Source organism: Herbaspirillum sp. RV1423 (assembly GCF_000577615.1).
In the GTDB taxonomy this organism is placed as follows: Bacteria; Pseudomonadota; Gammaproteobacteria; order Burkholderiales; family Burkholderiaceae_D; genus Herbaspirillum.
Map to the genome: position 1 here is coordinate 31,997 of NZ_CBXX010000006.1, position 22,104 is coordinate 54,100.

Below are 22,104 nucleotides of genomic sequence, written 5' to 3' on the forward strand. Positions count from 1 at the left end.
TCCGCTTCCTTTAAGTGAATTGTTATGTGGCAAGATGATCCTGTAAATTGCCGTTAAGTACAAGGGTTGTTTCGGTTGGAAATCATGAATTGTCAATATGTTAATTATTGAGGAAAACGAAGCCGCGACCGACCGGCGTTACCTTGCCGGACGCCAGAGCACGCTGGTCAGCATCGCCGTCAACGTGGTGCTGACCATGCTCCAGATCGTTACCGGGATATTTGCCGGATCACAGGCGCTGGTGGCCGACGGCGTGCATTCCCTGTCCGACCTGGTGGCCGATTTCGTCGTCCTGTTCGCTGCCCGCCAGAGCCGCAATCCGGCCGACGCCGATCACCAGTACGGCCACCAGCGCTTCGAAACCGCGGCTTCGCTGGCGCTGGGCGGGGCGTTGCTGGCGGTCGGCATCGGCATGCTGGTGTCGGCGTTTTACAAACTGCAGTCGCTGAACGTGCAGGCGGTGCATCTGTCGGCCTTGTGGGTGGCGCTGGCGACGCTGGCCAGCAAGGAAATCCTGTTTCGCTACATGTTGCGCATTGCCGAACGGGTGCGTTCCAGCATGCTGGTGGCCAATGCCTGGCATGCGCGTTCGGATGCGGTATCGTCGCTGGTGGTGGCGTTGGGGATTGCCGGCAACCTGCTTGGCGTTCCCTTGCTTGATCCGATCGCGGCCCTGATTGTCGGCTTGATGATCGTGCGCACCGGCTGGCTGTTTTCCTGGCGAGCCCTGAACGATCTGATGGACAAGGCAGTCTCGGAAGAGGAGTCGCTGGCGATCCGCCGGACCCTGCTGGAGACGCCCGGCGTATTCGGCGTGCACGACCTGCGCACGCGCAAGATGGGCGACCTGACCATCGTCGACGTGCATCTGGAACTGGACGGCAACCAGACCGTCACGCAAGGCCACGCCATTGCCACCTCGGCGCGTCGCCGGGTGATGGAGCAGCACCATGTGCTGGACGTCATGACCCACGTCGATCCGGCCGAGCAGGGCTTGCCGGAGGCGCAGCCCTAGCTGGCGGTCTAGGCGGACAGCTTCAGCATTTCCCGGTACAGATCGGCTTTTCCTTCAAAACCGATGCCCGGCAAGTCCGGCATGGTGATATAGCCGTTCCGGACCGTGACGCCGTCGGGGAAGCCGCCGTACGGCTGGAACAGATCGGGATAGGACTCGTTGCCGCCAAGGCCGAGGCCGGCGGCGATGTTCAGCGACATCTGATGGCCGCCGTGCGGGATGCAGCGGCCGGCCGACCAGCCATGTTCTTTCAGCATGTCGAGCGTGCGCAGATACTCGACCAGGCCGTAGCTGAGCGCGCAGTCGAATTGCAGCCAGTCGCGGTCGGCGCGCATGCCGCCGTAACGGATCAGGTTGCGGGCGTCTTGCATGGAAAACAGGTTTTCGCCGGTCGCCATCGGGTTCTTGTAGTAATTCCGCAGCGTGGCCTGCAATTCGTAGTCGAGCGGATCGCCTGCCTCTTCGTACCAGAACAGGTCGTATTGGGACAGCGCTTTGGCATAGCGGATCGCCGTATCCAAGTCGAACCGCCCATTGGCGTCCACGGCAAGTTTCTGGCCATCCTGCAAGACGCTCAGAATCGAATCGATGCGGCGCAGATCCTCGTCGAGGGAGGCGCCGCCGATTTTTTTCTTGACCACGGAATAGCCGCGGTCGAGGTAGCTGCGCATCTCGTCCTTGAGCTTGTCGTGGTTCTGGTCGGGATAATAGTAGCCGCCGGCGGCATAGACGAACACCTTGCGTTCAGGCGTGCCGTTGCCGTAACGGTCCGCCAGCAACTGGAACAGGGGTTGGCCGGCGATCTTTGCAACCGCGTCCCATACAGCCATGTCGATGGTGCCGATGGCGACCGAGCGTTCACCGTGGCCGCCCGGTTTTTCATTGGTGAACATCGTCGCCCAGATCTTGTGCGGGTCGAGGTTGTCGCCGGCCTCGTTGATCAACGTGGCGGGGTCGGCCTCCAGCAGGCGCGGGATGAAGCGTTCCCGCATCAGCTTGCCCTGGCCGTAGCGGCCGTTTGAGTTAAAGCCGTAACCGACTACCGGTTTACCGTCGCGGATAATGTCGGTGACGACGGCGACCAGACTTAGCGTCATTTTGCTGAAGTCGATATAGGCATTGCGGATCGGCGAGCTGATCGGCACGGTTTTTTCACGGATTTCAACGATTTTCATCTGGTTCTCCTCGGCATCGTCGAGTCGATGCATGTTCTATGGGGTTCCTAGCGTAGTCGCGGAAGACCGGCTTATACTTCACCCAAAATCAGATGATTATTAACTTTCAGTGAAAAACGACCTCGCCTCAGAACTGGAATTCTTCCTGTTGATCGCGCGCCACGGCAATTTGTCCGCTGCCGCGCGCGCACTGGATCTGACGCCGCCGGCGGCGACCAAGCGCCTCATGCAGATGGAGGCCCGGCTGGGCGTCAGGCTGGTCAACCGGACCACGCGCAGCATCAGCCTGACCAATGAGGGCGAGACGTATCTTGCGCATGCCGCGCGCATCCTCGCCCTGTTGCGCGACATGGAAGACGCGGTATCGAGCAGCAGTACCGATCTGCGCGGGCTGTTGCGCGTGAACGCGACGCTCGGCTTCGGCCGCACGACGATTGCGCCGCTGGTCTCGGAATTTGCCAGATTGCATCCGCATGTCGAGATACAGGTCGAACTGACCGACAAGCCGGTGGATCTGGTGGATGGCGGTTTTGACATGGCCATCCGCTTCGGGGCGCTGCCGGACCAGCGCATCAACGCCCGCTGCCTGATGACCAACCGGCGCTTTCTGTGCGCATCGCCGTTGTACCTCGAGCGGTACGGAACCCCGGCAACCCTTGCCGATCTTGCGCATCACCGCTGCATCATCCATCGCCAGAACGAGGATGCCTACGGCATCTGGCGCTTCGTGCACGAGCAGCACAATGAGGTGATGAAAGTGCGCGGAGCGCTGGCAAGCAACGACGGCGATGTTGTCCTTGGCTGGGCGCTGGATGGCCACGGCATCCTGATCCGTTCCGAATGGGACCTGGCAAAGTACCTCAAGAGCGGTCGTCTGAAGGTGGTACTGCCCGAATTCAATTTGCCGTCCGCGGATCTGTTTGTCTACTACGCGGGACAGCGCAACCAGACCGCCCGCGCAAGGGCGTTCATCGATTTTCTGGTGGAGCGGTTTCAGGAGCCGGCTGGTCCGGGCTGACATACGCATCATCGGAGTCGCCGTTTACTTCCCCCTGAACAACCCTGCAAAGCATTGAGACGGCGGAGCATTGCCCGTGTCCGACAGGCGCCGGATCGCAATCGGACATTTTTCATTTGTCGGAAATTAAGTTGTACAATACAACTAATTTGGTCGACCAAGTTGAAAATGGAGGGCATTGACATGGAGACACTCAAACAGCAATCCGGTTTACCTGCGCAGCGTGCGCGGATGGCAGGGCGCGTCGGACTGGTCACGGGAGGGGGCAGCGGCATCGGTCGCGCAACCGCCATCCTGATGGCGCAGGAAGGCGCGGCGGCGGTCGTGATCGCCGGCCGTCGCGGGCATGAGGGGCAGGCGGTGGCTGCCGAATGCCGCGCCTTGGGCGCGCAATCATTGTTTGTGCAAACGGATGTCGCGCGCGAGGACGAGGTGGCGCAGCTTGTGCAGACGACCGTGGCGCGCTTCGGCTGTCTGGACGTGGCGTTCAACAACGCCGGTTTCCAGGAGCGGCGCGCTCCGGTGGAGGCGCAAGATAACAGTGTCTACGACAGCGTCTTCGATACCAATGTGCGCTCGGTCTTCTTGTGCCTGAAATACCAGGTCCCGGTCATGGCTGCGCAAGGCGCCGGTCGCATTGTCTTCAACGCCTCCGTCAGCGGCCTGCGCAATCCCAATCCGGGCCTGTCGCTTTACTCCGCCTCCAAGGCCGCGGTGATTTCCCTGATGCGTTCGGCAGCCATGGAATGCGCGCCGCGCGGCATCCGCATCAACGCGGTGGCGCCGGGACGCGTGGTGACCGACATGATGCTGGCGTCGGGGATCGCGGACATGTCGGCCGTTGCCGCAGCGCTGCCGTTGCGGCGCATGGGGAAACCGGAGGAAGTCGCCGAGGCCGTGGTCTGGCTGGCTTCGGACGAAGCTTCGTATATCGTCGGCCATGTATTGGCTGCGGATGGCGGTTTCATGGCGTCCTGAGCTGGAATGTCCATGTCAACGCGAGATGGCGCCGACGCCATCCGACCACACAACGTGAATGAAACATCCCGCATTTCCGGCCTAGGAAAATGTCGCACGCACCGCCTGCAGCAATGCATGGGTCTTGGCATCGTGGTCATTGTCAGGCAAGCGGACCAGGCTGGTCTTGATTTTGCCGTAGCGCGACGGCAACGGCGACATGTGCAGTTTGTCCTGCAATGAATGCGCCTGCACCGTCCGTCTGGGCAAGGCCGTCACGCCCCGGCCCGCTGCCACATGCGCCATGATGCCGTCCAGACTGCCGATTTCATTGACTGCCTGCGGTACCGCCTTGATCGCATAGAGCCATGCTTCCAGCGCCGCCCGGAACGCACATCCCTGCCTGAATACAAACAGCGACTCAGGCGGCGTCTTGCGGCTGACCGGCGCCGACATGAAATAGGCAGAACGCACCAGCACCAGCTCATCTTCGCGCAATACGGCGGAGGACAGCGCGGCATCGTCGACCGTGCCCGAGACGATCGCGGCATCGATTTTGAAGTTCTTCAAGGCCCGGATCAATTCTTGCGACGTGCCGGTTTTCAGCTCTATGGTCAGCAACGGATGCAAGCGGCTCAAATCGGCAATGATGGCCGGCATGCCGAGCGCGGCCACGGTTTCCACGGCGCCGACGCGCAGATTGCCGCGCACCTCGTTCGCGACGTCGGGACATTTCAGTTGCTGGACCAGATCGATGATCTTGCGGGCTTTGGGATAAAAGTCCTGTCCGAATGCGGTCAGGGAAACGCCGCGCTGGGAGCGCATGAACAGACTGGCTTGTAATTCCTGCTCAAGCCGGTTGATGCGCGCGGTCACGTTCGATTGCACACATGACAGCCGATTGGCGGCCTGGGTAATCGATTCGGCATCCGCCACGGCGAGAAAGGTCTGAAGGTGTACAAGTTCCACGATGTCATCTCAAATATTGATGGAAACTATCTTAACAAATCATTTTCCAGATGGTGGAGCAGCTTGTATCTTAAGCGTAAATCAAAACGGGAGACAAGAACATGAAGCATGCAGATAAGCCTGATACACAAGGTTTCCATCCCAAGCGCAGGACCTTGCTGATGTCGCTGGCCGCTTTGTCGGCGGCCGGCTGCAGCACATTGCTGGATGCCGGCATGGCAACCGGGCCGGGCGAAGAGGGCGTGTCCGTCATGTACCGAGTAATCGGCCGCGGCAGCGAGGGCGTGCTGGTCATGCATGAATGGCTGGGCGACCACAACAACTGGGAGCCGTTATGGCCTTACCTCAATACGGAACAATATTCCTTTGTCTTCGTCGACCTGCGCGGTTACGGCTGGTCAAAAGCCGTGCAAGGCGCCTACAGCGCCAATGAAGCCGCCGCCGATGCGGCGCAAGTGATGCGTCATCTGGGCTTCCGGCGTTACCATGTGGTCGGTCATTCGATGTCCGGCATGATCGCACAGCGCCTGACGGTGAGTTATCCGGAACGGGTCAAGAGCCTGGTCGCGATCAGCTCGGTTCCCGCCTCCGGCTTCAAGACTGATGAGGCAGGCATGCAAGGCTTGCGTGCGGTCATCACCGACGACGAAGCATTGAAGCGCGCCATCGCCGCGCGCGGCGGCAGCCGCTATGGCAATACCTGGATCAATTTCAAATTGAAACTGGCGCGCAACGCCATGACCAAGGAAGCGATGGCGGGTTACTTGCAGATGTTTACGCAAACCGACTTTGCGCAAGAAGCGCGCGGTCTGAAAATCCCTATCCTGGCGATCACGGGAAAATTCGATCTGCCGTTCTATCAGGAAGAGTCGGTGCGCAAGAATTTCGCACCGCTGTATCCCGATTTCACGCTCAAGGTGTGCCAGGAAAGCGGCCACTATTCCATGCTGGAAGCGCCGGTGTTTGTGGCCAGTTCGATCGAGGCATTCATCCGGCAGTATGCTGCATAGCGCATGTGGGAGTACATCGCTGCCACCATCGCAGGGGTTGGGAGTTTACAAACGTTGCACGGTCATATATCGCAATGGGCGGAGCGCAGCCTGGCCAGCAAGAATGAGGTGACTTTTCCGCTCATACATATATTTGATCTGGATCAGTGCTGCCGAACGACATCAAAGGCAAGATAATTTTGAGGAGCTGGTGTGGGACGCTCGGTGTTGTTGTGAAGCAATGTCAGGTGTGCATATCAACAGACCTCAATATATTGACGAAATGCCTCGTCAAACGATTTACCGACTCATGTTGTCGTCAACAATTTTGATGTGAGTCCGAAGGCGCCTGGGATATCGCGATTTTGAATTGTTGAAGCCGCGCGCAGGCACAGGCGCAGGTTGCGGAGAACGCCATGGCTTCCTTAGCCGCTGATTTTTCGTGCGTTCACTTTTTGCATCAATCCTTCAAGGAGAATATTGTGTCCACATCCGGTAAAGATTTTAAGCCGAAGCCAGCTTCACCTTTACATGCAGAAGACGTGAAGAAGCAAAGACAAAAGGAGGAAGCAAAGGAAGTCATGGGCAAGCACAAGAACGACGGACAAAAAGACCATAAAGGCGCGCGCTAGTATTGCTTGCCGTAGGGATTCAGACGGACTGCCGTTGATCCCGACAGACTTTATCGATGTCCATCATCACCAGCTCGTCTCGCGCTCGGCCGTCGACGATATCTTGTGGATCGACAGGTCGGCGCCTTCGAACTCCTGCTCCGGGTCGAGGCGGATGCCGACGACGGCTTTCAGTGCGCCGTAGACGATCCAGCCGCCGATAAGGGCGATAGCGATGCCGAGCAAGGTGCCGCACAGTTGCGCCATGAACGATACGCCGCCGACGCCGCCCAGCGCTTTCATGCCGAAGATGCCGGCCGCCAGGCCGCCCCAGGCGCCGCACAGGCCATGCAGCGGCCACACGCCCAGCACGTCGTCGATCTTCCACTTGTTTTGCGTGCGCGTGAACATCCATACGAATATCGCGCCGGCGATGCCGCCGGTGACCAGCGCGCCCAGCGGATGCATCAGGTCGGAGCCGGCGCAGACGGCGACCAGTCCGGCCAGCGGACCGTTATAGACGAAGCCGGGATCGTTCTTGCCCATCACCAGCGCCGCCAGCGTGCCGCCGGCCATGGCCATGAGCGAGTTGAGCGCGACCAGGCCGTTCATCTTGTCGAGGGTTTGCGCGCTCATGACGTTGAAGCCGAACCAGCCGACCGTCAGGATCCATGCGCCCAGCGCCAGGAAGGGAATATTCGACGGCGGATGCGCGGCGACCGCGCCTTCCCTGGTGTAGCGGCCGCGCCGCGCGCCCAGCAGCAGCACCGCGGGCAGGGCGATCCAGCCGCCCACGGCATGCACGACGATGGAGCCGGCGAAGTCGTGGAACTCGGCGCCGAAGACGTCTTTGATCCAAGCCTGCACACCGAAATGCTGGTTCCAGGCGATGCCTTCGAAGAAGGGGTAAACCAGGCCGACCAGGATCGCAGTAGCCAGCAATTGCGGATGGAATTTGGAACGCTCGGCGATGCCGCCGGAGATGATCGCCGGGATCGCCGCCGCGAAGGTCAGCAGGAAGAAGAACCTGACCAACTCGAAGCCGCTGCGCGCCGACAAGGTTTCGGCGCCGCTGAAGAAACTCACGCCATAGGCGACGTAATAGCCGATGAAAAAATAGGCGATCGTCGAGACCGCGAAATCGGCCAGGATCTTGACCAGAGCGTTGACCTGGTTCTTGCGCCGCACCGTGCCCAGTTCGAGGAAGGCAAAGCCGGCATGCATGGCCAGAATCATGATTGCGCCGAGCAGAATGAAGAGCGCATCGGCACCATTTTTGTGATCGTTCACAGAAAAATCTCCCAATAATTGTGCGGTAAATGATAAAAAGCACCTTATTAAGCAAAAAATATTCCATTTCGGTGCATTTTTATAATGCATTGAATTTAAAGGGGATTTGCAGAGTGCAGTAGGCCAATGCCGCGACGATGCACGTAAAGCGTGCGAAATATCGCGCCGGAGTGGTGCGTGGCAAAAGAGCCGCGTGTGTCCTGAATCGGCTCGGTTCCGGTCTTGATGACAAGCAATTTCATCTTGTTCTCGATTAATGTCGAAAGTTGGGACACATGTGCGGACGTTCATGGAACGGTCACATTGCATTGCTACATTGCAATTCCGTTCCATACCGTTCACCGCACAGGAGTACGCCATGCCCGCCGATTCGTCCTTTCCCCCATTCCGCCGCGTCTTCCTGCGCAACGCCGTAGTCGGCGCCGGCGCATTGCTGACGGGCGGCAAATTGCCGGCCGCGCTCGCCCAGCAGCAGGCGCCCGCCGTGGTGACGTCGGAGCGCCTGCGTCCGCAAGTCGGCAGCGGTGCCATGAGCGGCGATATCACGCGCGACGCCGCCATGCTCTGGAGCCGCACCGATCGCGCGGCGCGCATGGTGGTGGAATATTCCGCCTATGAGAATTTCAGGGGTGCGCAGACCGTGGCCGGTCCCGTGGCGCTGGCGCGCGACGACTACACTGCGCGCCTCGACCTGCGCGGCTTGCCGGTGGGCCAACGGCTTTACTATCGCGTGCGTTTCCAGGACCTGACGCATGCGTCGGCCTGGAGCGAACCGGTCAACGGCAGCCTGATCATTCCGGGCGGCGCCGAGCGCGATATCAGCTTTGCGTTTTCCGGCGACGAAGCCGGACAGGGCTGGGGCATCAACGAAGCCTGGGGCGGTTACCGCGTGTACGAAACCATGCGCCGCTTCAAGCCGGATTTTTTCATCCACTCGGGCGACCAGATCTATGCCGACGGGCCGATCCAGGCGGAGGTCAGGCTCGACGACGGCAGCATCTGGCGCAACCTGACGACGCCGGCAAAATCCAAGGTGGCCGAAACGCTCGACGAGTATCGCGGCAATTTCGCCTACAACCTGATGGACGCCAACAAGAAGCGCTTCATGGCCGAAGTGCCTTTCCTGGTGCAATGGGACGATCACGAAGTGCGCAACAACTGGTATCCGGGCCAGGTCATCGGCGCGGCCGAGCAGCGTTACCGCGAACGCGAACTGAATGTGCTGATGCGGCGCGCGCGTCAGGCGATGTTCGAATACAATCCGTTCCGGATCGACGGCGCCGACCCGGAACGCATTTATCGCTCCTTCCAATATGGTCCCTTGCTGGAAGTGTTCATGCTCGACGAGCGCAGCTATCGCGGCGCCAATTCGCCCAATCGCCAGACGCAGCAAGGCAAGGACGCCGCCTTCCTCGGCGCGGCGCAAATGCGCTGGATCAAGCAGGCCTTGCTGCGCTCGCGCTCGACCTGGAAGGTGATCGCAAGCGACATGCCGATTTCCATCGTCGTACCGGATCTCAATCAGGACGTGCCGCAAGGTACCTTCGAGGCATGGGCCAATGCCGACAACGGCAAGCCGTCGGGACGCGAGCTCGAAGTGGCGGAGCTGTTGCGCTTCATCAAGCGGCACGACATCAAGAACGTGGTGTGGGTGACGGCCGACGTGCACTATGCCTCGGCCACCTACTATATGCCGGAAAAGGCGCAGTTCACCGACTTCAAGCCGTTCTGGGAATTCGTCGGCGGTCCGCTCCATGCGGGCACCTTCGGTCCCGGCGAGATCGACCGCACTTTCGGTCCGGACGTGCGTTACGTCGGCGTTCCCGCCGACATGAAGCAGAATCGTTCGCCGGCCGACTTGTACCAGTTCTTCGGTATCGGCAAGATCGATGCGAAGACCAGGGCCATGACCGTGTCTCTGCACAATGTCGAGGGAAGCAAACTGTATAGCGTGGAGATCGCGCCGGAAGCGTGACCGGGCCCGGTGGTCGGCGCCGGGGTCAGCGTCCGGGGCCGGACAGTTTTTGCGTGATCAGCTTGCAGGTTGCCAGCAAGGGATCGATCAGCGTCTCTTGCAGATTCTGCGGCTTGCGGAACAGCGGAATGCTGATGCTGATGCAGGCCACCGGCATGCCTTCGGCACCGAAGATGGGGGCGCCGACGCAAAAGATCTGCGCTTCGTTTTCTTCATTGTCTTCGGTATAGCCGCGTTGCCGCGCCACGGCGAGTTCGGCGCGCAGGACGTCGAGGTCGGTGATGGTGTTGTCGGTAAATTTTTGTATCCTGACCGAACGCAACAGGCGGCTGCGCGTCGCTTCATCCAGCGCCGCCAGATAGGCCTTGCCGACCGAGCTGGAATACAGCGTCACGCGCGTGCCGACGCGCGAGGTCATGCGCACCGCTTGCGGGCTTTCCAGCTTTTCGATGTAGACCATGCCGTTGTCGCTCGGCACCGCCAGGTGGACCGTTTCGCGCGTGGCGTCGCGCAGGTCTTGCAGGGCGTCGATGGCCGCCGTGCGGATGTCGGACCGGGCCCAGGATTTGCTGGCCAGGTTGATCAGGCGCGGGCCGAGTTCGAAATGCTTCGTGCGCGGATTCTCCACCACCATTCCTTCGGCGGTCAGCGCCGCCAGGATGCGATAGACGGTCGGACGCGGATAACCGCTCTGCGCGCTCAGTTGCGCAATGGTCAGCGGTTCTTCCTGGTCGGCGATCAATTGCAACACGGCCATGAACTTCGAAAATGCAGCCGTACCGGCGATCTTCGGATTGTCTTCAGCGGCGGTATCGGATGTCGGCATAGCAAGTCAGGCGCGGATAACGGATGGGCGAAGGCTGCGGAGACGCATTATAGCCGAGGGACTCGCCGTGGGATTTCCCGCGCCGCCATTACCGACGACGCGGGACAGGTGCGAGGTCAGGCCACCAGATAACCGCCATCGACCGGCACCACGGCGCCGGTCATGAAGGACGCCGCCGGCGTACACAGGAAGGCGGCTACATTACCGATGTCTTCCGGCGTTCCCCAGCGGTTCAGCGGCGTGCGTTGCAGGATAGGGCCGGAACGTGCAGGGTCTTCCTGCAGCGCCTGCGTCAGCGGCGTCGCGATCCAGCCCGGCGCCACCGCGTTGACGCGAATGCCGTCGGCGGCATAGGCGATCGCCAGCGACTTCGTCAATTGCGCGATGCCGCCTTTGCTGGCGCTGTAGCCGGGCACCAGGCCGCCGCCGAAGAAGCTCAGCATCGACGCCAGGTTGACGATGCATCCCTTGCTTGCCTTGAGCAGCGGACGTGCGGCCGTGCAGACGCGCATGGTGCCGGTCAGGTTGACGGCGATCACCTGTTCGAACACCTCGACTTCGTGTTCGGCGCCGCGCTTGATGATGCCGGCGCAGTTGACCACGATGTCGAGTTGGTTGATGCCGGCGAACAGATTATTGACGCTGTCTTCCGAGGCTACATTGAGTTCGGCCAGCGTGACATTGCTGTCCTTGAACTCGTCCGCGGCGAACGGCGGCAAGCCTGCCGCGATCACCTTGGCGCCCATGGCGGCGAGCTGGCGTGCCACCGCGCCGCCGATGCCCTGGGTGCCGCCGGTGACCAGCGCAGTCTTTCCCTGAAACAGATTGGCCGTGAATGTCATGTGTTCTTCCTTGGATGCGAAAATAAAAATCAGGCTGGAGCACCGTCGCCTTCGATGGGCTTGTTTACCACGAACATGTAGACTAGCGCGGCGGCGAACGCGACGGCGGCGCTGATCAGCAAGGCGTTCACGAACGAGTGCGTCTGGTCGACCACGACGCCGGTGATCAGCGGCGCCAGCGAGCCGCCAAGGTAGCCGCCGAAGTTTTGCAGGCTGCCCAGCGATGCCACCAGGCGGCGCGGAATCGCCACGCTGACCAGCGCCCATGCGCCGCCGCTTGCCATGTTGACGAAGGCCATCGCCAGCGAGATGTAGACGATCGCCATGGTGGTGCTCGGCGTATAGGCGGCGGGGATGGTGAACGCGCCGGCGCCGATCAGGCCGGCGCAGATCGGCCACTTGCGGCTGCGGATCGGCGCCATGCCGCGTTTCATCAGGCCGTCGGCGATATAGCCACTGCTGAGCATGCCCAGCGTGCCGAAGATGTAGGGGATCACCACCACCCAGCCGGTACGGGCGATGCTGAGGTGGCGTTCATGTTCGAGGTAGGCCGGCAACCAGGTCAGGTACAGCCACACCATGTAGATCACGCCCATGAAGCCGAACAGCATGCCCCAGGTAGTGCGATATTTGAACAGGCCCTTCCACTCGTGCCAGGTCAGCTTGGCGTTGGCGTTCGGATCGTTGTCGCTGCCGTCGGCCAGGTACAGCATTTCGGACGGCGTCAGTTCGACTTCGTTGCGGTTGCGATAGAAGATGTACCAACCGACTGCCACGGCAATGCCGAGCACGCCCATGATGACGAACATCATGCGCCAGCCGAACGACAGCATCAGCACGGTCAGGATCGGCGGTGCGAGGGCCGGGCCAATGGTCGACGAGGCGACGAAGATGCCGGTAGGGCCGCCGCGTTCGCGCACGGCGAACCATTCGGAAACCACCTTGGCGCCGGCCGGAAACTGCGGCGCTTCACCGAGGCCGAGGAATACGCGCGCCACCAGGAACTGGTGCAGCGAACCGACGAAGCCGCCGGCCAACTGGGCCACCGACCACACCATCATGCCGGCGCCGAGCATCACGCGCGCGCCGAATTTGTCGAGCATCGCGCCGATCGGCAATTGCGAGAAGGCGTAAGCGAGCGAAAATGCCGATAGCAGCAGACCCATTTCCGAAGCGGACAGGCCGAGTTCCTGGCTGACCGAATGGTTGGCGATGGACAGCGTACTGCGGTCGAGGTAATTGACGATGCCGGCAAGCATCAGGAACGTCAGTGCGACCCACTGAATGCGTTTGAGCTTGCTGCTCTTTTGGACTTCCATGTTGTCTCCAATGTAAATATAAAGTGCTGCAGGCAAACAGCTTCTGAGCTACATCACCTGCTTGCGCCGTCTTCGCGGTGCTTATGCCGTGCTGCGAAAAAATGTCCGGCCGCTTGTGGCGGTCGGACAGGTAGTACTAATACGTTGCGCGTCCGCCCGACAGATCGAACACGGCGCCGGTGTTGAACGTGCACGAACCGGAGCACAGCCAGGCCACCATCTCGGCGACTTCTTCGACATAGCCGAGGCGGCCCATCGGGCTCTTGCTGATCATGGTGGCGACGTGCGCCGGGCTCATCTGTTCCAGCAGCGTGGTCTTCACCGCCGCCGGCGCCAGCGCATTGACGAGGATGCCGGCGTTGGCCAGTTCCTTGCCGAGCGACTTGGTCAGCGCCAGTACGCCGGCTTTCGAAGCGCTGTAGGCGGACGCGTTGGGCGTGCCTTCCTTGCCGGCCAGCGAGGCGATGTTGACGATGCGGCCCTGGCCGGCGGCGCGCATGGCGGGCACCACCGAGCGGCAGGTGTGGAACACGCCCATCAGGTTGACGTTGACGATGCGGTGCCATTCGGCGACGTCGTATTCGTCCAGCGGCACGGTCGGACCGGCAAAGCCGGCGTTGTTGATCAGGAAATCGATGTGACCGCGGGATGCCAGCAGGCGCTGCGTCGCAGCCTCGACCGAGGCCGGATCGGTGACGTCGACGGTGTCTTGTGCATATTGAAAATTCGGCGAATCGACGGCAGGCTTCAGGTCCCAGCAAATGACTTCGGCGCCGGCCTGCGCCAGACGCGCGCTGATGGCGGCGCCGATGCCGCCGGTGCCCCCGGTGACGACGGCGACTGCGCCCTGGAAGTTGTAATCGGCTTGTACGTAGCTCATGGCGTCGTTCATTCCTTTACGCAATCAGCGCACGAACTGCTGCACGAAGTCCGCGCCGAGGCCGACTTTTTCGTAATGCGCCTTGCACATTTCCAGCTTGGTGAAAACGTCTTCATAGCCTTCGAACTTGCCGTAGGGATCGCAGTAGAACATCACGCCGGTGATGTGGAAATAGGTGATCATTTCTTCCACGTCTTCGGGCACGTACAAGGTGTGGGTTTCGCCGGGCGGTTCGAACACGTAGCTGCCTTGTTCGGCGATCCAGTCGTGTTCCAGGTAGCGCCAGCGGCCTTTCAGGACCATGCCGTGCACCGGCGCCGGATGGCGATGGCGGCTCAGCACGCCCGACTTGCGCACGCGCAGCAGGTTGGTCCAGTAGCCTTGCGAAACGTTCAGGCACAGCGGACGGAACCAGACGTTCTCGGCTTGCGGCACCCAGACTTTTTCATCGTCGGGAATGGCGGATCCGACCACGATTTCCAGCGGCGCTTCTTTCGGGTTCGGATATTGATAGGGCATCATTTTTGACGCGACGGGGGCGGTCGGCTGCATGCGTCTTCTCCTCAGGTTGCAGTAACTTGGTATCGACTATCGGCCATTTCGGCTTTTATTGTCCAATATATGGACATTTAGTCTGTAATGTGGTCACTTTGAGGCAATCCGAAGAGTATGTCAAGTTGCTGCGATCGTCGTCCGCAGGTCCATACGCGAGTGGAAGGATGGGGCACGGTCCGTCGAATTATTGGTCTGACCAATAGGCACGATGAGGGCGGATTGTGCGCTTTAAGCGAGCCGATGAAAAGAGAGATGAAAAAAAATCCGCGAAGCGCGGATTTTTTCATGCCGTCAGCAATTGGTCAGCAAATGCCGGCGGCGCGGTTCAGTCGTCGTCCCACTTCACTTCCTCGAATGCATGCACCAGGAAGTCGATGGTCGCACGAACCTTGGCGGGCAAATGGGTGCGGCTAGGGTAGACGGCGTAGATGCCCAGTTCGGCCGACATGTAGTCGGGCATCAACGGCACCAGCTTGCCGCTGTGGATATATTCGCTCAGCATGAAGGTCGGCTGGCGCGTGATGCCGATGCCGGCCAGCGCGGCGGCGATACAGGTGTCGCCGTTGTTGGCGTGCATGCGCACGTGGGTCTTGACGCTGACAGCCCCTTCGGGGCCGTCGAAATGCCATTCATCCTTGTCGGCCGAATAACTGTAGCCCATCACCATGTGATCCTTGAGGTCTTCCGGATGGTGCGGGGTGCCGTGCTTTTCAAGATAATCGGGCGCGGCGCAGACCACGATGCGCGTCGAGGCCAGCTTGCGGTAGATGAGGGACGAACTCGGCAGGCGCGCGATGCGGATCGCCATGTCGTAACCTTCCTCGATGATGTCGACGATGCGGTCGGACAGTGTGATGTCTAGCTTGATGCCGGGATAGCGCTGCAAGAGGCAGGGCCATACTTTGCTCAGATGCAGCACGCCGAAACTCTGCGGTACGTTGATGCGCAGCAGGCCGGTCGGGTCGGCATTGCCGACGGTGAGCATCTGGTCGGCGTCATCCAGCGCCGAGACGATTTGCTTGCAGCGTTGGAGGTATAGTGCGCCGGCCTCGGTCAGCGACAGGCGACGCGTCGTGCGCTGCATGAGGCGCGCGCCGAGGCGCGCTTCGAGCTCAAGGATGGTGCGCGAAATCGCCGCCTTGGAGACATTGAGGGCGTCGGCCGCCTTGACGAAGCTGCCCAGTTCGGCGACAGCGATGAAGCATTCGATTTCGCGCAGTTTGTTCAAGCGGTCTCTTTCCGGGCAGGTTATGCGGCGGCGGGCAAGTCGGCCAGCAGGGATGACTGACTGCCGAAAGCAAACGCATCCATGCGCAGGCTATGATACGTCGAACCGCTGTCCAGATGCACCGATTGCGTCCAGTCGTCGGCCGCGCCCATGGCGAAGAACAGGGTCAGCAAGTGTTCGTCGGTCGGATGCGTGCGTACCGCATGCGGGGCCGTATGGCGATAGTCGAGCAAGGCCTCCAGATTGCCCTGCTGCATGTGCGTCAGGAACCATTGCAGGAATTCCATGGTGTGCGGCGCGTTATCGGAGCCAACCCCGCCATCCGGATTGCCGCGGCGCAGTTCGCGCAGGTTGTGCGTGAAGCTGCCGGAGCCGACCAGCAGGATGCCTTCGCGCGCCAGCGGCGCCAGCAACTGGCCGATGCGGTAGTGGTAAGCCGGCGGCTGATGCGGCTGCAACGATAATTGCACCACCGGGACATCGGCTTGGGGATACAGATACCGCAGCGGCACCCAACTGCCGTGATCCAGACCCCAGCCGTCGTCGGTCTGGGCCGCGAGGCCGGCGTCGCGCAACAAGCCTGCCACGCGCTCGGCCAGTTCCGGCGAACCGGCGGCGGGATAATCCAGTTCGTACAACTCCCGCGGGAAACCGCCGAAATCATGGATCACGCGCTGCTTGGCCAGATTGCCGACACGCGGCGTATGGGTTTCCCAATGCGGTGAGACGATCAGTATGGCCGTCGGCCTGGGCAGGCGCTCGCCGATGCTGCGCAATAGCGGCCCGGTCCTGCCCGGCTCGACCGCCAGCATGGGCGAACCGTGGGAAACGAAGAGCGATGGCAGTGCGGTGGACATGTTAGGACTCCAAAAGTGGGGCCGCAGCCCCGGTTGGACAAATTATGCAGCGTTTTTAAGACTGTTGCGCTTGACGGCGAAGGCGCCGTTGCCGAGCAGATAGACCGCGATCAGCGCGACGATCCACATTGCCAGGTATTCCCAGCCGCCCTTGGGGTTGCTGAAGAAGAAGCCGTTCTGGGCGTGCACCGTGACGATGGCGCCGCCGAGGTCGATGGCCAGGGGGATTGCCAGCAGGTCGCCATAGAAGCCGATGACCAGCGCGATGCCGCCGACCACTTCCAGCAGGATCACCAGATAGGCGAGGAAGCCGGGCAGGCCCAGTGATTCAAAGAAGGCGACGGTGCCGGGCAGCGTGAAGACGAAAATCTTCATCGCGGCGTGGGCCAGAAAAAACAGGCCGGAAGTGACGCGCAGCAGGAATGCCGCATAGTCGGCTTTGGTATTGTTGGTCGTGGTGGTCATGTTGGCTCCCAAGGAATGAATGAAGCCACGATTGGCTTCGTTGAGAGCAACTTTAAGGAAAAGCGAGCCGATGATAAATACGGCGCGGCGGGATGGATTGTTTTGCTGACGTTGACAATCATCCCGCCGACGGCGTCAAGCCTGATCAGGTTTGGGTTTGGCGCCGGGGATGGCTGCCTCGCGGCGATTGAAGCCGGCCACCATGTCGAAACGGAACAGGCGGCATTCCAGCGCGCCGTTGAAGAAAGGCGTCTTGCGAGCTTCCTTCAGGCGCAACAATTTCGGCAGGCCGAGGTCGGCCGAGAACAGGAACACGCTCCAGCCGGCAAAGCGCTGCTTGAGCGTGGTGCCGAAGGCGCTGAAGAAGGAGGCGAACAGCTCTTCGGTCGGCAGGGCGCTGTCGCCGCGCACGCTGAGTCGTTCACCGTACGGCGGGTTGGTCAGCATGATGCCGGTGGCGGGATTGCCGTCCGCATCCAGAGGCGGTCTGACTTCCTGTGCTTCGATCTGCTTCAACGGCACCTCGAACTGGATGCCTGCCTTGCGCAGATTGTTGCGCGCGATGTTGACCATGTCGCCGGAAATGTCGCTGCCGAAAATCGTCGGCACGGTCGGCAGCGGATTCGGCTTGAAATCGCCCTTGATCGCCAGCCAGGCCTCGGCGTCGAAGTTATCGAATTTCTCGAAGGCAAAACGGCGGCGCGCGCCCGGCGGAATGCCGGCCAGCATCTGCGCCGCTTCGGCCAGGATGGTGCCGGAACCGCACATCGGGTCGAACAGCACCATGCCCGGCTTCCAGCCGCTGGTGCGCAGCAGCCCGGCAGCGAGGTTTTCGCGCAGCGGCGCGTCGCCGGTTTCGTCGCGCCAGCCGCGCTTGAACAGTGCTTCGCCGGAAGTGTCGAGATAGAGCGTGAAATTGTGCGCGTCGAGAAAACCCGAGATGCGCATGTCCGGGGTCTTGGTGTCGACCGAGGGACGCTCGTCGAAACGCTCGCGGAAACGGTCGCAGATGGCGTCCTTGATTTTCAGCGTGGCGAATTCGAGGCTGCGCAGCGGCGACTTGACGGCGGTGACGTCGACGCGGATGGTGTGCGACACCTGGAACCAGTTTTCCCACTCCTGTTCGAGCGCGAGGTCGTAGATGTCGTTCTCGTTCTTGTAGGCGCCATGGGCGAGCCGCAGCAGCACGCGGCTGGCGATGCGCGAGCGCAGGTTCAACTGGTACGCCGCGATCATGGTGCCGGAGCAGTGCACGCCGCCGGGAACCTGGTTGTGCACCTTGAGGTTGGCGCCGGGGCCGGCGATCAGGGCGATTTCGTTGAGTTCTTCGGCGAGCGCGACTTCGAGGCCGCGCGGGCAAGGGCAGAAATAGGAATAGTTGGTGCGCATGAGGGGGTACCTTTTGTCCGTTGGGGAGAGTTGATGCCTGTGCACACAACACACCGTCGTCCCGGCCAATGCCGGGACCCAGTGTCGCATTGCAATGTGTTTCTTCCAGCGGCGCCGACGGCATCTCCCGATCGGCGCCGCTGGATTCCCGCGTGTGCGGGAATGACGAAATTCTTACTGCAGTTGCCGATGCAATTTATTTTTCGGCAAATGCGCGTTCGACAAAATCCAGGCGATCCTGGCCCCAGTAGCCTTCGCCGTCGACGACATACCACGGCGCGCCGAATACGTTGGCGGCAGTGGCTTCCTCGCTGAAACGGTCGAACTCGGCTTGCACGCTGGCGGTCTCTGAAGATTTCAGCAGGCTGGCGCCGTCGTGACCAAGTTCGTTGGCGATGGCCAGCAGCGTGTCGCTGTCGGCGATGTTCTTTTCTTCTTCCCAGATCGCGCGCATCACGGCGCCGGTCAGGTCGAGCGCGGCATTGGTGCCGTGCGCCAGTTGCGTGGCGATGATCAGGCGCGCGGCGGCGTCGCTCTGCACCGGGAAATAGGTCGGTTGCAGGTTCATAGGCAGACCGAGATATTTGCTCCAGCGCGCCAGTTCCTTGAGGCGGTATGCCTGGCGTTGCGGCGCGCGCTTGGCCAGCGGCAGTCCGCCGGACTGGCCGAAAATCTTGCTCAGGTCGAAAGGTTTGAGTATGACCTGTACGTCGTATTGTTTTGCCAGAGCGACAAAACGCGCATGTCCCAGGTAGGCAAAGGGAGAGTGCGGCGCGAAGAAGTATTCACATACTTTGCCCATGAAGGACTCCGTAAAAGGTGGATCGAATGTGGATCAGAAAGGTTTGACGACGACCAGGATCACGATCGCCAGCAGCAATAATACCGGGACTTCGTTAAACCAGCGGAACCATCGATGGCTGCGCTTGTTTTGACCGTTTTCAAATTTTCCGAGCAACGAGCCGCAGGCGTGGTGATAGCCGATTACCAGCACCACCAGCGCCAGCTTGGCGTGCATCCAGCCGTTGCCGGGGCCCTTGCCGATGCCGTAACCGAGATACAGCCACAGGCCGAGCGCGATGGCCGGAATCGCCAGCATCGTGGTGAAGCGATACAGGCGGCGGGCCATGCCGAGCAGGCGTTCCCTGGTGACGGTCTCGGTCTCTTGCGCCAGATTGACGAAGATGCGCGGCAGGTAAAACAGGCCGGCGAACCATGAGGCGATGAACACGATGTGCAGGGCTTTGATCCAGAGCATGAAGCTTCCTTTGGCGATTGGCTGTGAGAACTTGCTCACGATCTTACTGTGAGACCATGATCCGCGAATTGGCAACTACCGGGCGCTGCCTGGAATCCTCCTGTACTTAAGTACATTCGGGTGGCCTCTCGCTACAGATCGTGAACAGGTTCCAAGAGAAAACAGGTATTACTGGCGCACTTGCCCTTGTCCCAGCACCACGTATTTCAGCGAGGTCAGCCCTTCCAGTCCGACCGGCCCGCGCGCGTGCAGCTTGTCGTTGGAGATGCCGATCTCGGCGCCGAGACCGTATTCGAAACCGTCGGCAAAACGCGTCGAGGCGTTGACCATGACCGAGGCCGAATCGACTTCGCGCAGGAAACGCATGGCGCGCGTGTAGTCTTCTGTGATGATGGCGTCGGTGTGTTGCGACGAATAGGCGTTGATGTGTTCGATCGCTTCGTCCACGTCCGCAACGATCTTGACGGCCAGGATGGGCGCCAGGTATTCGGTGCTCCAGTCTTCTTCGACGGCTTCCTTGAGCAATGGATAGCCATTCAGGATCTGACGGCTTTCGGCGTCGCCGCGCAGCTCGACTTCCTTGGCGCGGTACAACTCGGCCAGCTTCGGCAGGACTTGCGCGGCAATGCCTCGCGCCACCAGCAGGGTTTCCATGGTGTTGCAGGTGCCGTAGCGATGGCATTTGGCGTTGAAGGCGACGTCCAGCGCTTTTTGCAGGTCGGCCTTGTCATCGATGTAGACATGACAGATGCCGTCCAGATGTTTGATCATCGGCACCTTGGCTTCCTTGATCAGGCGTTCGATCAGTCCCTTGCCGCCGCGCGGCACGATGACGTCGACGTAGTCGGTCATGGTGATCAGCGCGCCGACGGCGGCGCGGTCGGTGGTCTCGACCACTTGCACCGCGTCTTCGGGCAGGCCGGCGCCGGCCAGGCCTTGCTTGACCAGTTTCGCCAGCGCCTGGTTGCAGTGGATCGCTTCGGAACCGCCGCGCAGGATGGTGGCGTTGCCGCTCTTGATGCACAGGCCGGCGGCGTCGACGGTGACGTTGGGGCGCGCTTCGTAGATGATGCCGATCACGCCCAGCGGCACGCGCATCTGACCGACCTGGATGCCGGTCGGGCGGTATTTCATATTGGAGATTTCACCGATCGGGTCGGGCAGGGCGACGATTTGTTCCAGTCCTTCGGCCATGGTGGCGATGGCTTTGTCGGACAGCGTCAGGCGGTCGAGCATGGCATCGGACAAGCCGTTGTCGCGGGCGGCGGCGAGGTCTTGCTGGTTGGCGGCGCGCAGCGCGTCGGCGTCGCGACGGATGGCGGCGGCGATCAGCGCCAGCGCACGGTTCTTGGCTGCGGTATCAGCCTTTGCCATGGCGCGCGATGCCTTGCGGGCGCGCTGGCCGATGCCGGTCATGTAGTGTTCGATGTTGAGCGTCATGATGATGTTCTCTAAAGCCAAATATTCAATAGCCGCGCGCTACCTTGAGCCCCAATTGCGACAGCGCATCCCAGGCGTCGCCGGAAAACGCCTTGGCGCGCAGACCCTTGACCATCTTGTCGATCTGCGCGGCGTCCTGCAGCGCGGTTTGCAAGGTGGCCAGGCTGATGCGGCGCAGCGCCGGGTCCATCAGTTTTTCGCGCGAACCCCAGATGCGGTATTCCTTGAGCAGCATGCCCAGTTGCTTGCCCTGCGCGACGCCGGATTTGAGTTTGAGCAGCGTGCGAACTTCTTCGGCCACGGCCCACAGCACCAGCGGCAGCGCTTCGCCTTCGCCCTTCAATCCGTCCATCATGCGCATGAGCCGGGCGGCGTCGCCGGACAGCATCGCTTCATTGAGTTTGAAGACATCATAGCGCGCCACGTTCAGCACTGCATCGTGGACTTGTTCGAAGCTTAGTTTGCCGGCCGGATACAACAGGGCGAGTTTCTGGATTTCCTGATGCGCGGCCAGCAGGTTGCCTTCGACGCGGTCGGCGATGAAGTCCATGCATTGGCGGTCGGCGCTTTGCTGCTGGGCGGCCAGGCGGCTGCCGATCCAGCCGGGCAGATGCGCGCGCTCGACCAGCGGAATATCGATGTACACGCCGGCTTGCTGCAGGGTGCCGACCCAGGCTGCTTTGGCCGTTGCCCAGTCGAGCTTGGGCAGGCTGATGATGGTCAGGTTGTCCGGATTGAGGTTGGCGGCATAGTCCTGCAACGCCTGACTGCCGTCCTTGCCGGGCTTGCCGGTGGGAATGCGCAGTTCGATCAGTTTTTTGTCGCCGAACAGCGATTGCGACTGGTTGGCCGCGAGCAGTTCACCCCATTTGAAGCTGCGCTCGACCACCAGCACGTCGCGCTCGGTATAGCCGCTGGCGCGCGCCGTCTTGCGGATCTTGTCGGCGGCTTCCAGCGCCAGCAGGTGTTCGTCGCTGGCGATGACGTACAGCGGCGACAGCGATTTCGCCAGGTGTGTGTCGAGCGCGTCTAGCCGCAATTGCATC

General features: G+C 61.2%; 23 protein-coding genes. 6 read left to right on the top strand and 17 right to left on the bottom strand.

Annotated elements, in window-relative coordinates; all coding sequences use genetic code 11:
* Positions 1 to 97 precede the first annotated feature (97 nt).
* A complete protein-coding gene (locus RV1423_RS08190) occupies positions 98 to 1,015 on the top strand; it encodes a cation diffusion facilitator family transporter (RefSeq protein ID WP_034295291.1) in 918 nt (305 codons plus the stop codon).
* Between the two features lie 8 nt (positions 1,016 to 1,023).
* Here the strand turns inward: RV1423_RS08190 and RV1423_RS08195 are convergent, their stop codons facing one another.
* Entirely contained in the window at positions 1,024 to 2,190 is a 1,167-nt protein-coding gene (locus tag RV1423_RS08195; protein ID WP_034295669.1) for a mandelate racemase/muconate lactonizing enzyme family protein, read from the bottom strand.
* Positions 2,191 to 2,299: 109 nt separating this feature from the next.
* Between RV1423_RS08195 and RV1423_RS08200 the strand changes: the two genes are divergently transcribed.
* Both RV1423_RS08200 and RV1423_RS08205 read left to right on the top strand, forming a co-directional pair.
* Positions 2,300 to 3,208, top strand: a complete 909-nt coding sequence (locus RV1423_RS08200; RefSeq protein ID WP_034295293.1) for a LysR family transcriptional regulator — start codon at positions 2,300 to 2,302, stop codon at positions 3,206 to 3,208.
* Positions 3,209 to 3,391: 183 nt separating this feature from the next.
* A complete protein-coding gene (locus RV1423_RS08205) occupies positions 3,392 to 4,186 on the top strand; it encodes an SDR family NAD(P)-dependent oxidoreductase (RefSeq protein ID WP_034295672.1) in 795 nt (264 codons plus the stop codon).
* 81 nt (positions 4,187 to 4,267) lie between these two features.
* Here the strand turns inward: RV1423_RS08205 and RV1423_RS08210 are convergent, their stop codons facing one another.
* Positions 4,268 to 5,134: a LysR family transcriptional regulator gene (locus RV1423_RS08210; protein ID WP_051516572.1), complete on the bottom strand. Its 867-nt coding sequence runs from the start codon at positions 5,132 to 5,134 to the stop codon at positions 4,268 to 4,270.
* A 101-nt stretch (positions 5,135 to 5,235) separates the two neighbouring features.
* Between RV1423_RS08210 and RV1423_RS08215 the strand changes: the two genes are divergently transcribed.
* Entirely contained in the window at positions 5,236 to 6,144 is a 909-nt protein-coding gene (locus tag RV1423_RS08215) for an alpha/beta fold hydrolase (protein ID WP_034295295.1), read from the top strand.
* Between the two features lie 395 nt (positions 6,145 to 6,539).
* Complete coding sequence (locus RV1423_RS08220) at positions 6,540 to 6,755, top strand: hypothetical protein (protein ID WP_034295296.1); 216 nt, start codon at positions 6,540 to 6,542, stop codon at positions 6,753 to 6,755.
* Positions 6,756 to 6,821: 66 nt separating this feature from the next.
* On the opposite strand, the gene RV1423_RS08225 is transcribed toward RV1423_RS08220, so the two are convergent.
* Positions 6,822 to 8,024, bottom strand: a complete 1,203-nt coding sequence (locus tag RV1423_RS08225) for an ammonium transporter (RefSeq protein ID WP_034295297.1) — start codon at positions 8,022 to 8,024, stop codon at positions 6,822 to 6,824.
* 95 nt (positions 8,025 to 8,119) lie between these two features.
* Entirely contained in the window at positions 8,120 to 8,266 is a 147-nt protein-coding gene (locus RV1423_RS29745; protein WP_155835052.1) for a hypothetical protein, read from the bottom strand.
* Between the two features lie 116 nt (positions 8,267 to 8,382).
* Between RV1423_RS29745 and RV1423_RS08230 the strand changes: the two genes are divergently transcribed.
* Positions 8,383 to 9,999, top strand: coding sequence for an alkaline phosphatase (locus RV1423_RS08230; RefSeq protein ID WP_034295299.1), 1,617 nt, complete (start codon positions 8,383 to 8,385; stop codon positions 9,997 to 9,999).
* 25 nt (positions 10,000 to 10,024) lie between these two features.
* Here RV1423_RS08230 and RV1423_RS08235 read toward each other — a convergent pair whose 3' ends face one another.
* The 13 genes from RV1423_RS08235 to holA form a co-directional block, all read right to left on the bottom strand.
* The gene (locus tag RV1423_RS08235) at positions 10,025 to 10,825 is read right to left on the bottom strand and encodes an IclR family transcriptional regulator (RefSeq protein WP_034295301.1); all 801 of its coding nucleotides are present in this window, start codon (positions 10,823 to 10,825) and stop codon (positions 10,025 to 10,027) included.
* 116 nt (positions 10,826 to 10,941) lie between these two features.
* Positions 10,942 to 11,667: an SDR family NAD(P)-dependent oxidoreductase gene (locus tag RV1423_RS08240; protein ID WP_034295303.1), complete on the bottom strand. Its 726-nt coding sequence runs from the start codon at positions 11,665 to 11,667 to the stop codon at positions 10,942 to 10,944.
* 29 nt (positions 11,668 to 11,696) lie between these two features.
* A complete protein-coding gene (locus tag RV1423_RS08245; RefSeq protein ID WP_051516573.1) occupies positions 11,697 to 12,986 on the bottom strand; it encodes an MFS transporter in 1,290 nt (429 codons plus the stop codon).
* Between the two features lie 136 nt (positions 12,987 to 13,122).
* The gene (locus tag RV1423_RS08250) at positions 13,123 to 13,866 is read right to left on the bottom strand and encodes an SDR family NAD(P)-dependent oxidoreductase (RefSeq protein ID WP_034295678.1); all 744 of its coding nucleotides are present in this window, start codon (positions 13,864 to 13,866) and stop codon (positions 13,123 to 13,125) included.
* Positions 13,867 to 13,890: 24 nt separating this feature from the next.
* Positions 13,891 to 14,418 carry a 2,4'-dihydroxyacetophenone dioxygenase family protein gene (locus tag RV1423_RS08255; RefSeq protein WP_034295307.1) on the bottom strand — a complete coding sequence of 176 codons (528 nt, stop codon included), beginning with the start codon at positions 14,416 to 14,418 and terminating at the stop codon, positions 13,891 to 13,893.
* Between the two features lie 328 nt (positions 14,419 to 14,746).
* A complete protein-coding gene (locus RV1423_RS08260) occupies positions 14,747 to 15,649 on the bottom strand; it encodes a LysR family transcriptional regulator (RefSeq protein ID WP_034295309.1) in 903 nt (300 codons plus the stop codon).
* A 20-nt stretch (positions 15,650 to 15,669) separates the two neighbouring features.
* Positions 15,670 to 16,506: a dioxygenase gene (locus RV1423_RS08265; protein WP_034295311.1), complete on the bottom strand. Its 837-nt coding sequence runs from the start codon at positions 16,504 to 16,506 to the stop codon at positions 15,670 to 15,672.
* Between the two features lie 42 nt (positions 16,507 to 16,548).
* Positions 16,549 to 16,971, bottom strand: coding sequence for a DoxX family protein (locus RV1423_RS08270; RefSeq protein ID WP_034295313.1), 423 nt, complete (start codon positions 16,969 to 16,971; stop codon positions 16,549 to 16,551).
* A 135-nt stretch (positions 16,972 to 17,106) separates the two neighbouring features.
* Positions 17,107 to 18,360: a class I SAM-dependent RNA methyltransferase gene (locus tag RV1423_RS08275; protein ID WP_034295315.1), complete on the bottom strand. Its 1,254-nt coding sequence runs from the start codon at positions 18,358 to 18,360 to the stop codon at positions 17,107 to 17,109.
* A gap of 196 nt (positions 18,361 to 18,556) precedes the next feature.
* Entirely contained in the window at positions 18,557 to 19,162 is a 606-nt protein-coding gene (locus RV1423_RS08280) for a 2-hydroxychromene-2-carboxylate isomerase (protein WP_034295317.1), read from the bottom strand.
* Between the two features lie 33 nt (positions 19,163 to 19,195).
* A complete protein-coding gene (locus RV1423_RS08285) occupies positions 19,196 to 19,618 on the bottom strand; it encodes a CopD family protein (RefSeq protein ID WP_034295319.1) in 423 nt (140 codons plus the stop codon).
* 168 nt (positions 19,619 to 19,786) lie between these two features.
* Complete coding sequence (locus RV1423_RS08290) at positions 19,787 to 21,058, bottom strand: glutamate-5-semialdehyde dehydrogenase (protein WP_034295321.1); 1,272 nt, start codon at positions 21,056 to 21,058, stop codon at positions 19,787 to 19,789.
* A gap of 25 nt (positions 21,059 to 21,083) precedes the next feature.
* Positions 21,084 to 22,103 (bottom strand): DNA polymerase III subunit delta, encoded by a 1,020-nt coding sequence (holA, locus tag RV1423_RS08295; RefSeq protein WP_034295323.1) that lies wholly within the window; start codon positions 22,101 to 22,103, stop codon positions 21,084 to 21,086.
* Position 22,104 lies beyond the last annotated feature (1 nt).

Bases quoted from the DNA above. Each gene is read 5' to 3' on its own strand.
- RV1423_RS08195 (WP_034295669.1), bottom strand. From the start codon at position 2,190: ATGAAAATCGTTGAAATCCGTGAAAAAACCGTGCCGATCAGCTCGCCG.
- holA (WP_034295323.1), bottom strand. From the start codon at position 22,103: ATGCAATTGCGGCTAGACGCGCTCGACACACACCTGGCGAAATCGCTG.
- RV1423_RS08265 (WP_034295311.1), bottom strand. From the start codon at position 16,506: ATGTCCACCGCACTGCCATCGCTCTTCGTTTCCCACGGTTCGCCCATG.
- RV1423_RS08235 (WP_034295301.1), bottom strand. From the start codon at position 10,825: ATGCCGACATCCGATACCGCCGCTGAAGACAATCCGAAGATCGCCGGT.
- RV1423_RS08255 (WP_034295307.1), bottom strand. From the start codon at position 14,418: ATGCAGCCGACCGCCCCCGTCGCGTCAAAAATGATGCCCTATCAATAT.
- RV1423_RS08275 (WP_034295315.1), bottom strand. From the start codon at position 18,360: ATGCGCACCAACTATTCCTATTTCTGCCCTTGCCCGCGCGGCCTCGAA.
- RV1423_RS29745 (WP_155835052.1), bottom strand. From the start codon at position 8,266: ATGAAATTGCTTGTCATCAAGACCGGAACCGAGCCGATTCAGGACACA.
- RV1423_RS08245 (WP_051516573.1), bottom strand. From the start codon at position 12,986: ATGGAAGTCCAAAAGAGCAGCAAGCTCAAACGCATTCAGTGGGTCGCA.
- RV1423_RS08230 (WP_034295299.1), top strand. From the start codon at position 8,383: ATGCCCGCCGATTCGTCCTTTCCCCCATTCCGCCGCGTCTTCCTGCGC.
- RV1423_RS08215 (WP_034295295.1), top strand. From the start codon at position 5,236: ATGAAGCATGCAGATAAGCCTGATACACAAGGTTTCCATCCCAAGCGC.
- RV1423_RS08190 (WP_034295291.1), top strand. From the start codon at position 98: ATGTTAATTATTGAGGAAAACGAAGCCGCGACCGACCGGCGTTACCTT.
- RV1423_RS08270 (WP_034295313.1), bottom strand. From the start codon at position 16,971: ATGACCACCACGACCAACAATACCAAAGCCGACTATGCGGCATTCCTG.
- RV1423_RS08280 (WP_034295317.1), bottom strand. From the start codon at position 19,162: ATGGGCAAAGTATGTGAATACTTCTTCGCGCCGCACTCTCCCTTTGCC.
- RV1423_RS08290 (WP_034295321.1), bottom strand. From the start codon at position 21,058: ATGACGCTCAACATCGAACACTACATGACCGGCATCGGCCAGCGCGCC.
- RV1423_RS08205 (WP_034295672.1), top strand. From the start codon at position 3,392: ATGGAGACACTCAAACAGCAATCCGGTTTACCTGCGCAGCGTGCGCGG.
- RV1423_RS08220 (WP_034295296.1), top strand. From the start codon at position 6,540: ATGGCTTCCTTAGCCGCTGATTTTTCGTGCGTTCACTTTTTGCATCAA.
- RV1423_RS08250 (WP_034295678.1), bottom strand. From the start codon at position 13,866: ATGAGCTACGTACAAGCCGATTACAACTTCCAGGGCGCAGTCGCCGTC.
- RV1423_RS08285 (WP_034295319.1), bottom strand. From the start codon at position 19,618: ATGCTCTGGATCAAAGCCCTGCACATCGTGTTCATCGCCTCATGGTTC.
- RV1423_RS08240 (WP_034295303.1), bottom strand. From the start codon at position 11,667: ATGACATTCACGGCCAATCTGTTTCAGGGAAAGACTGCGCTGGTCACC.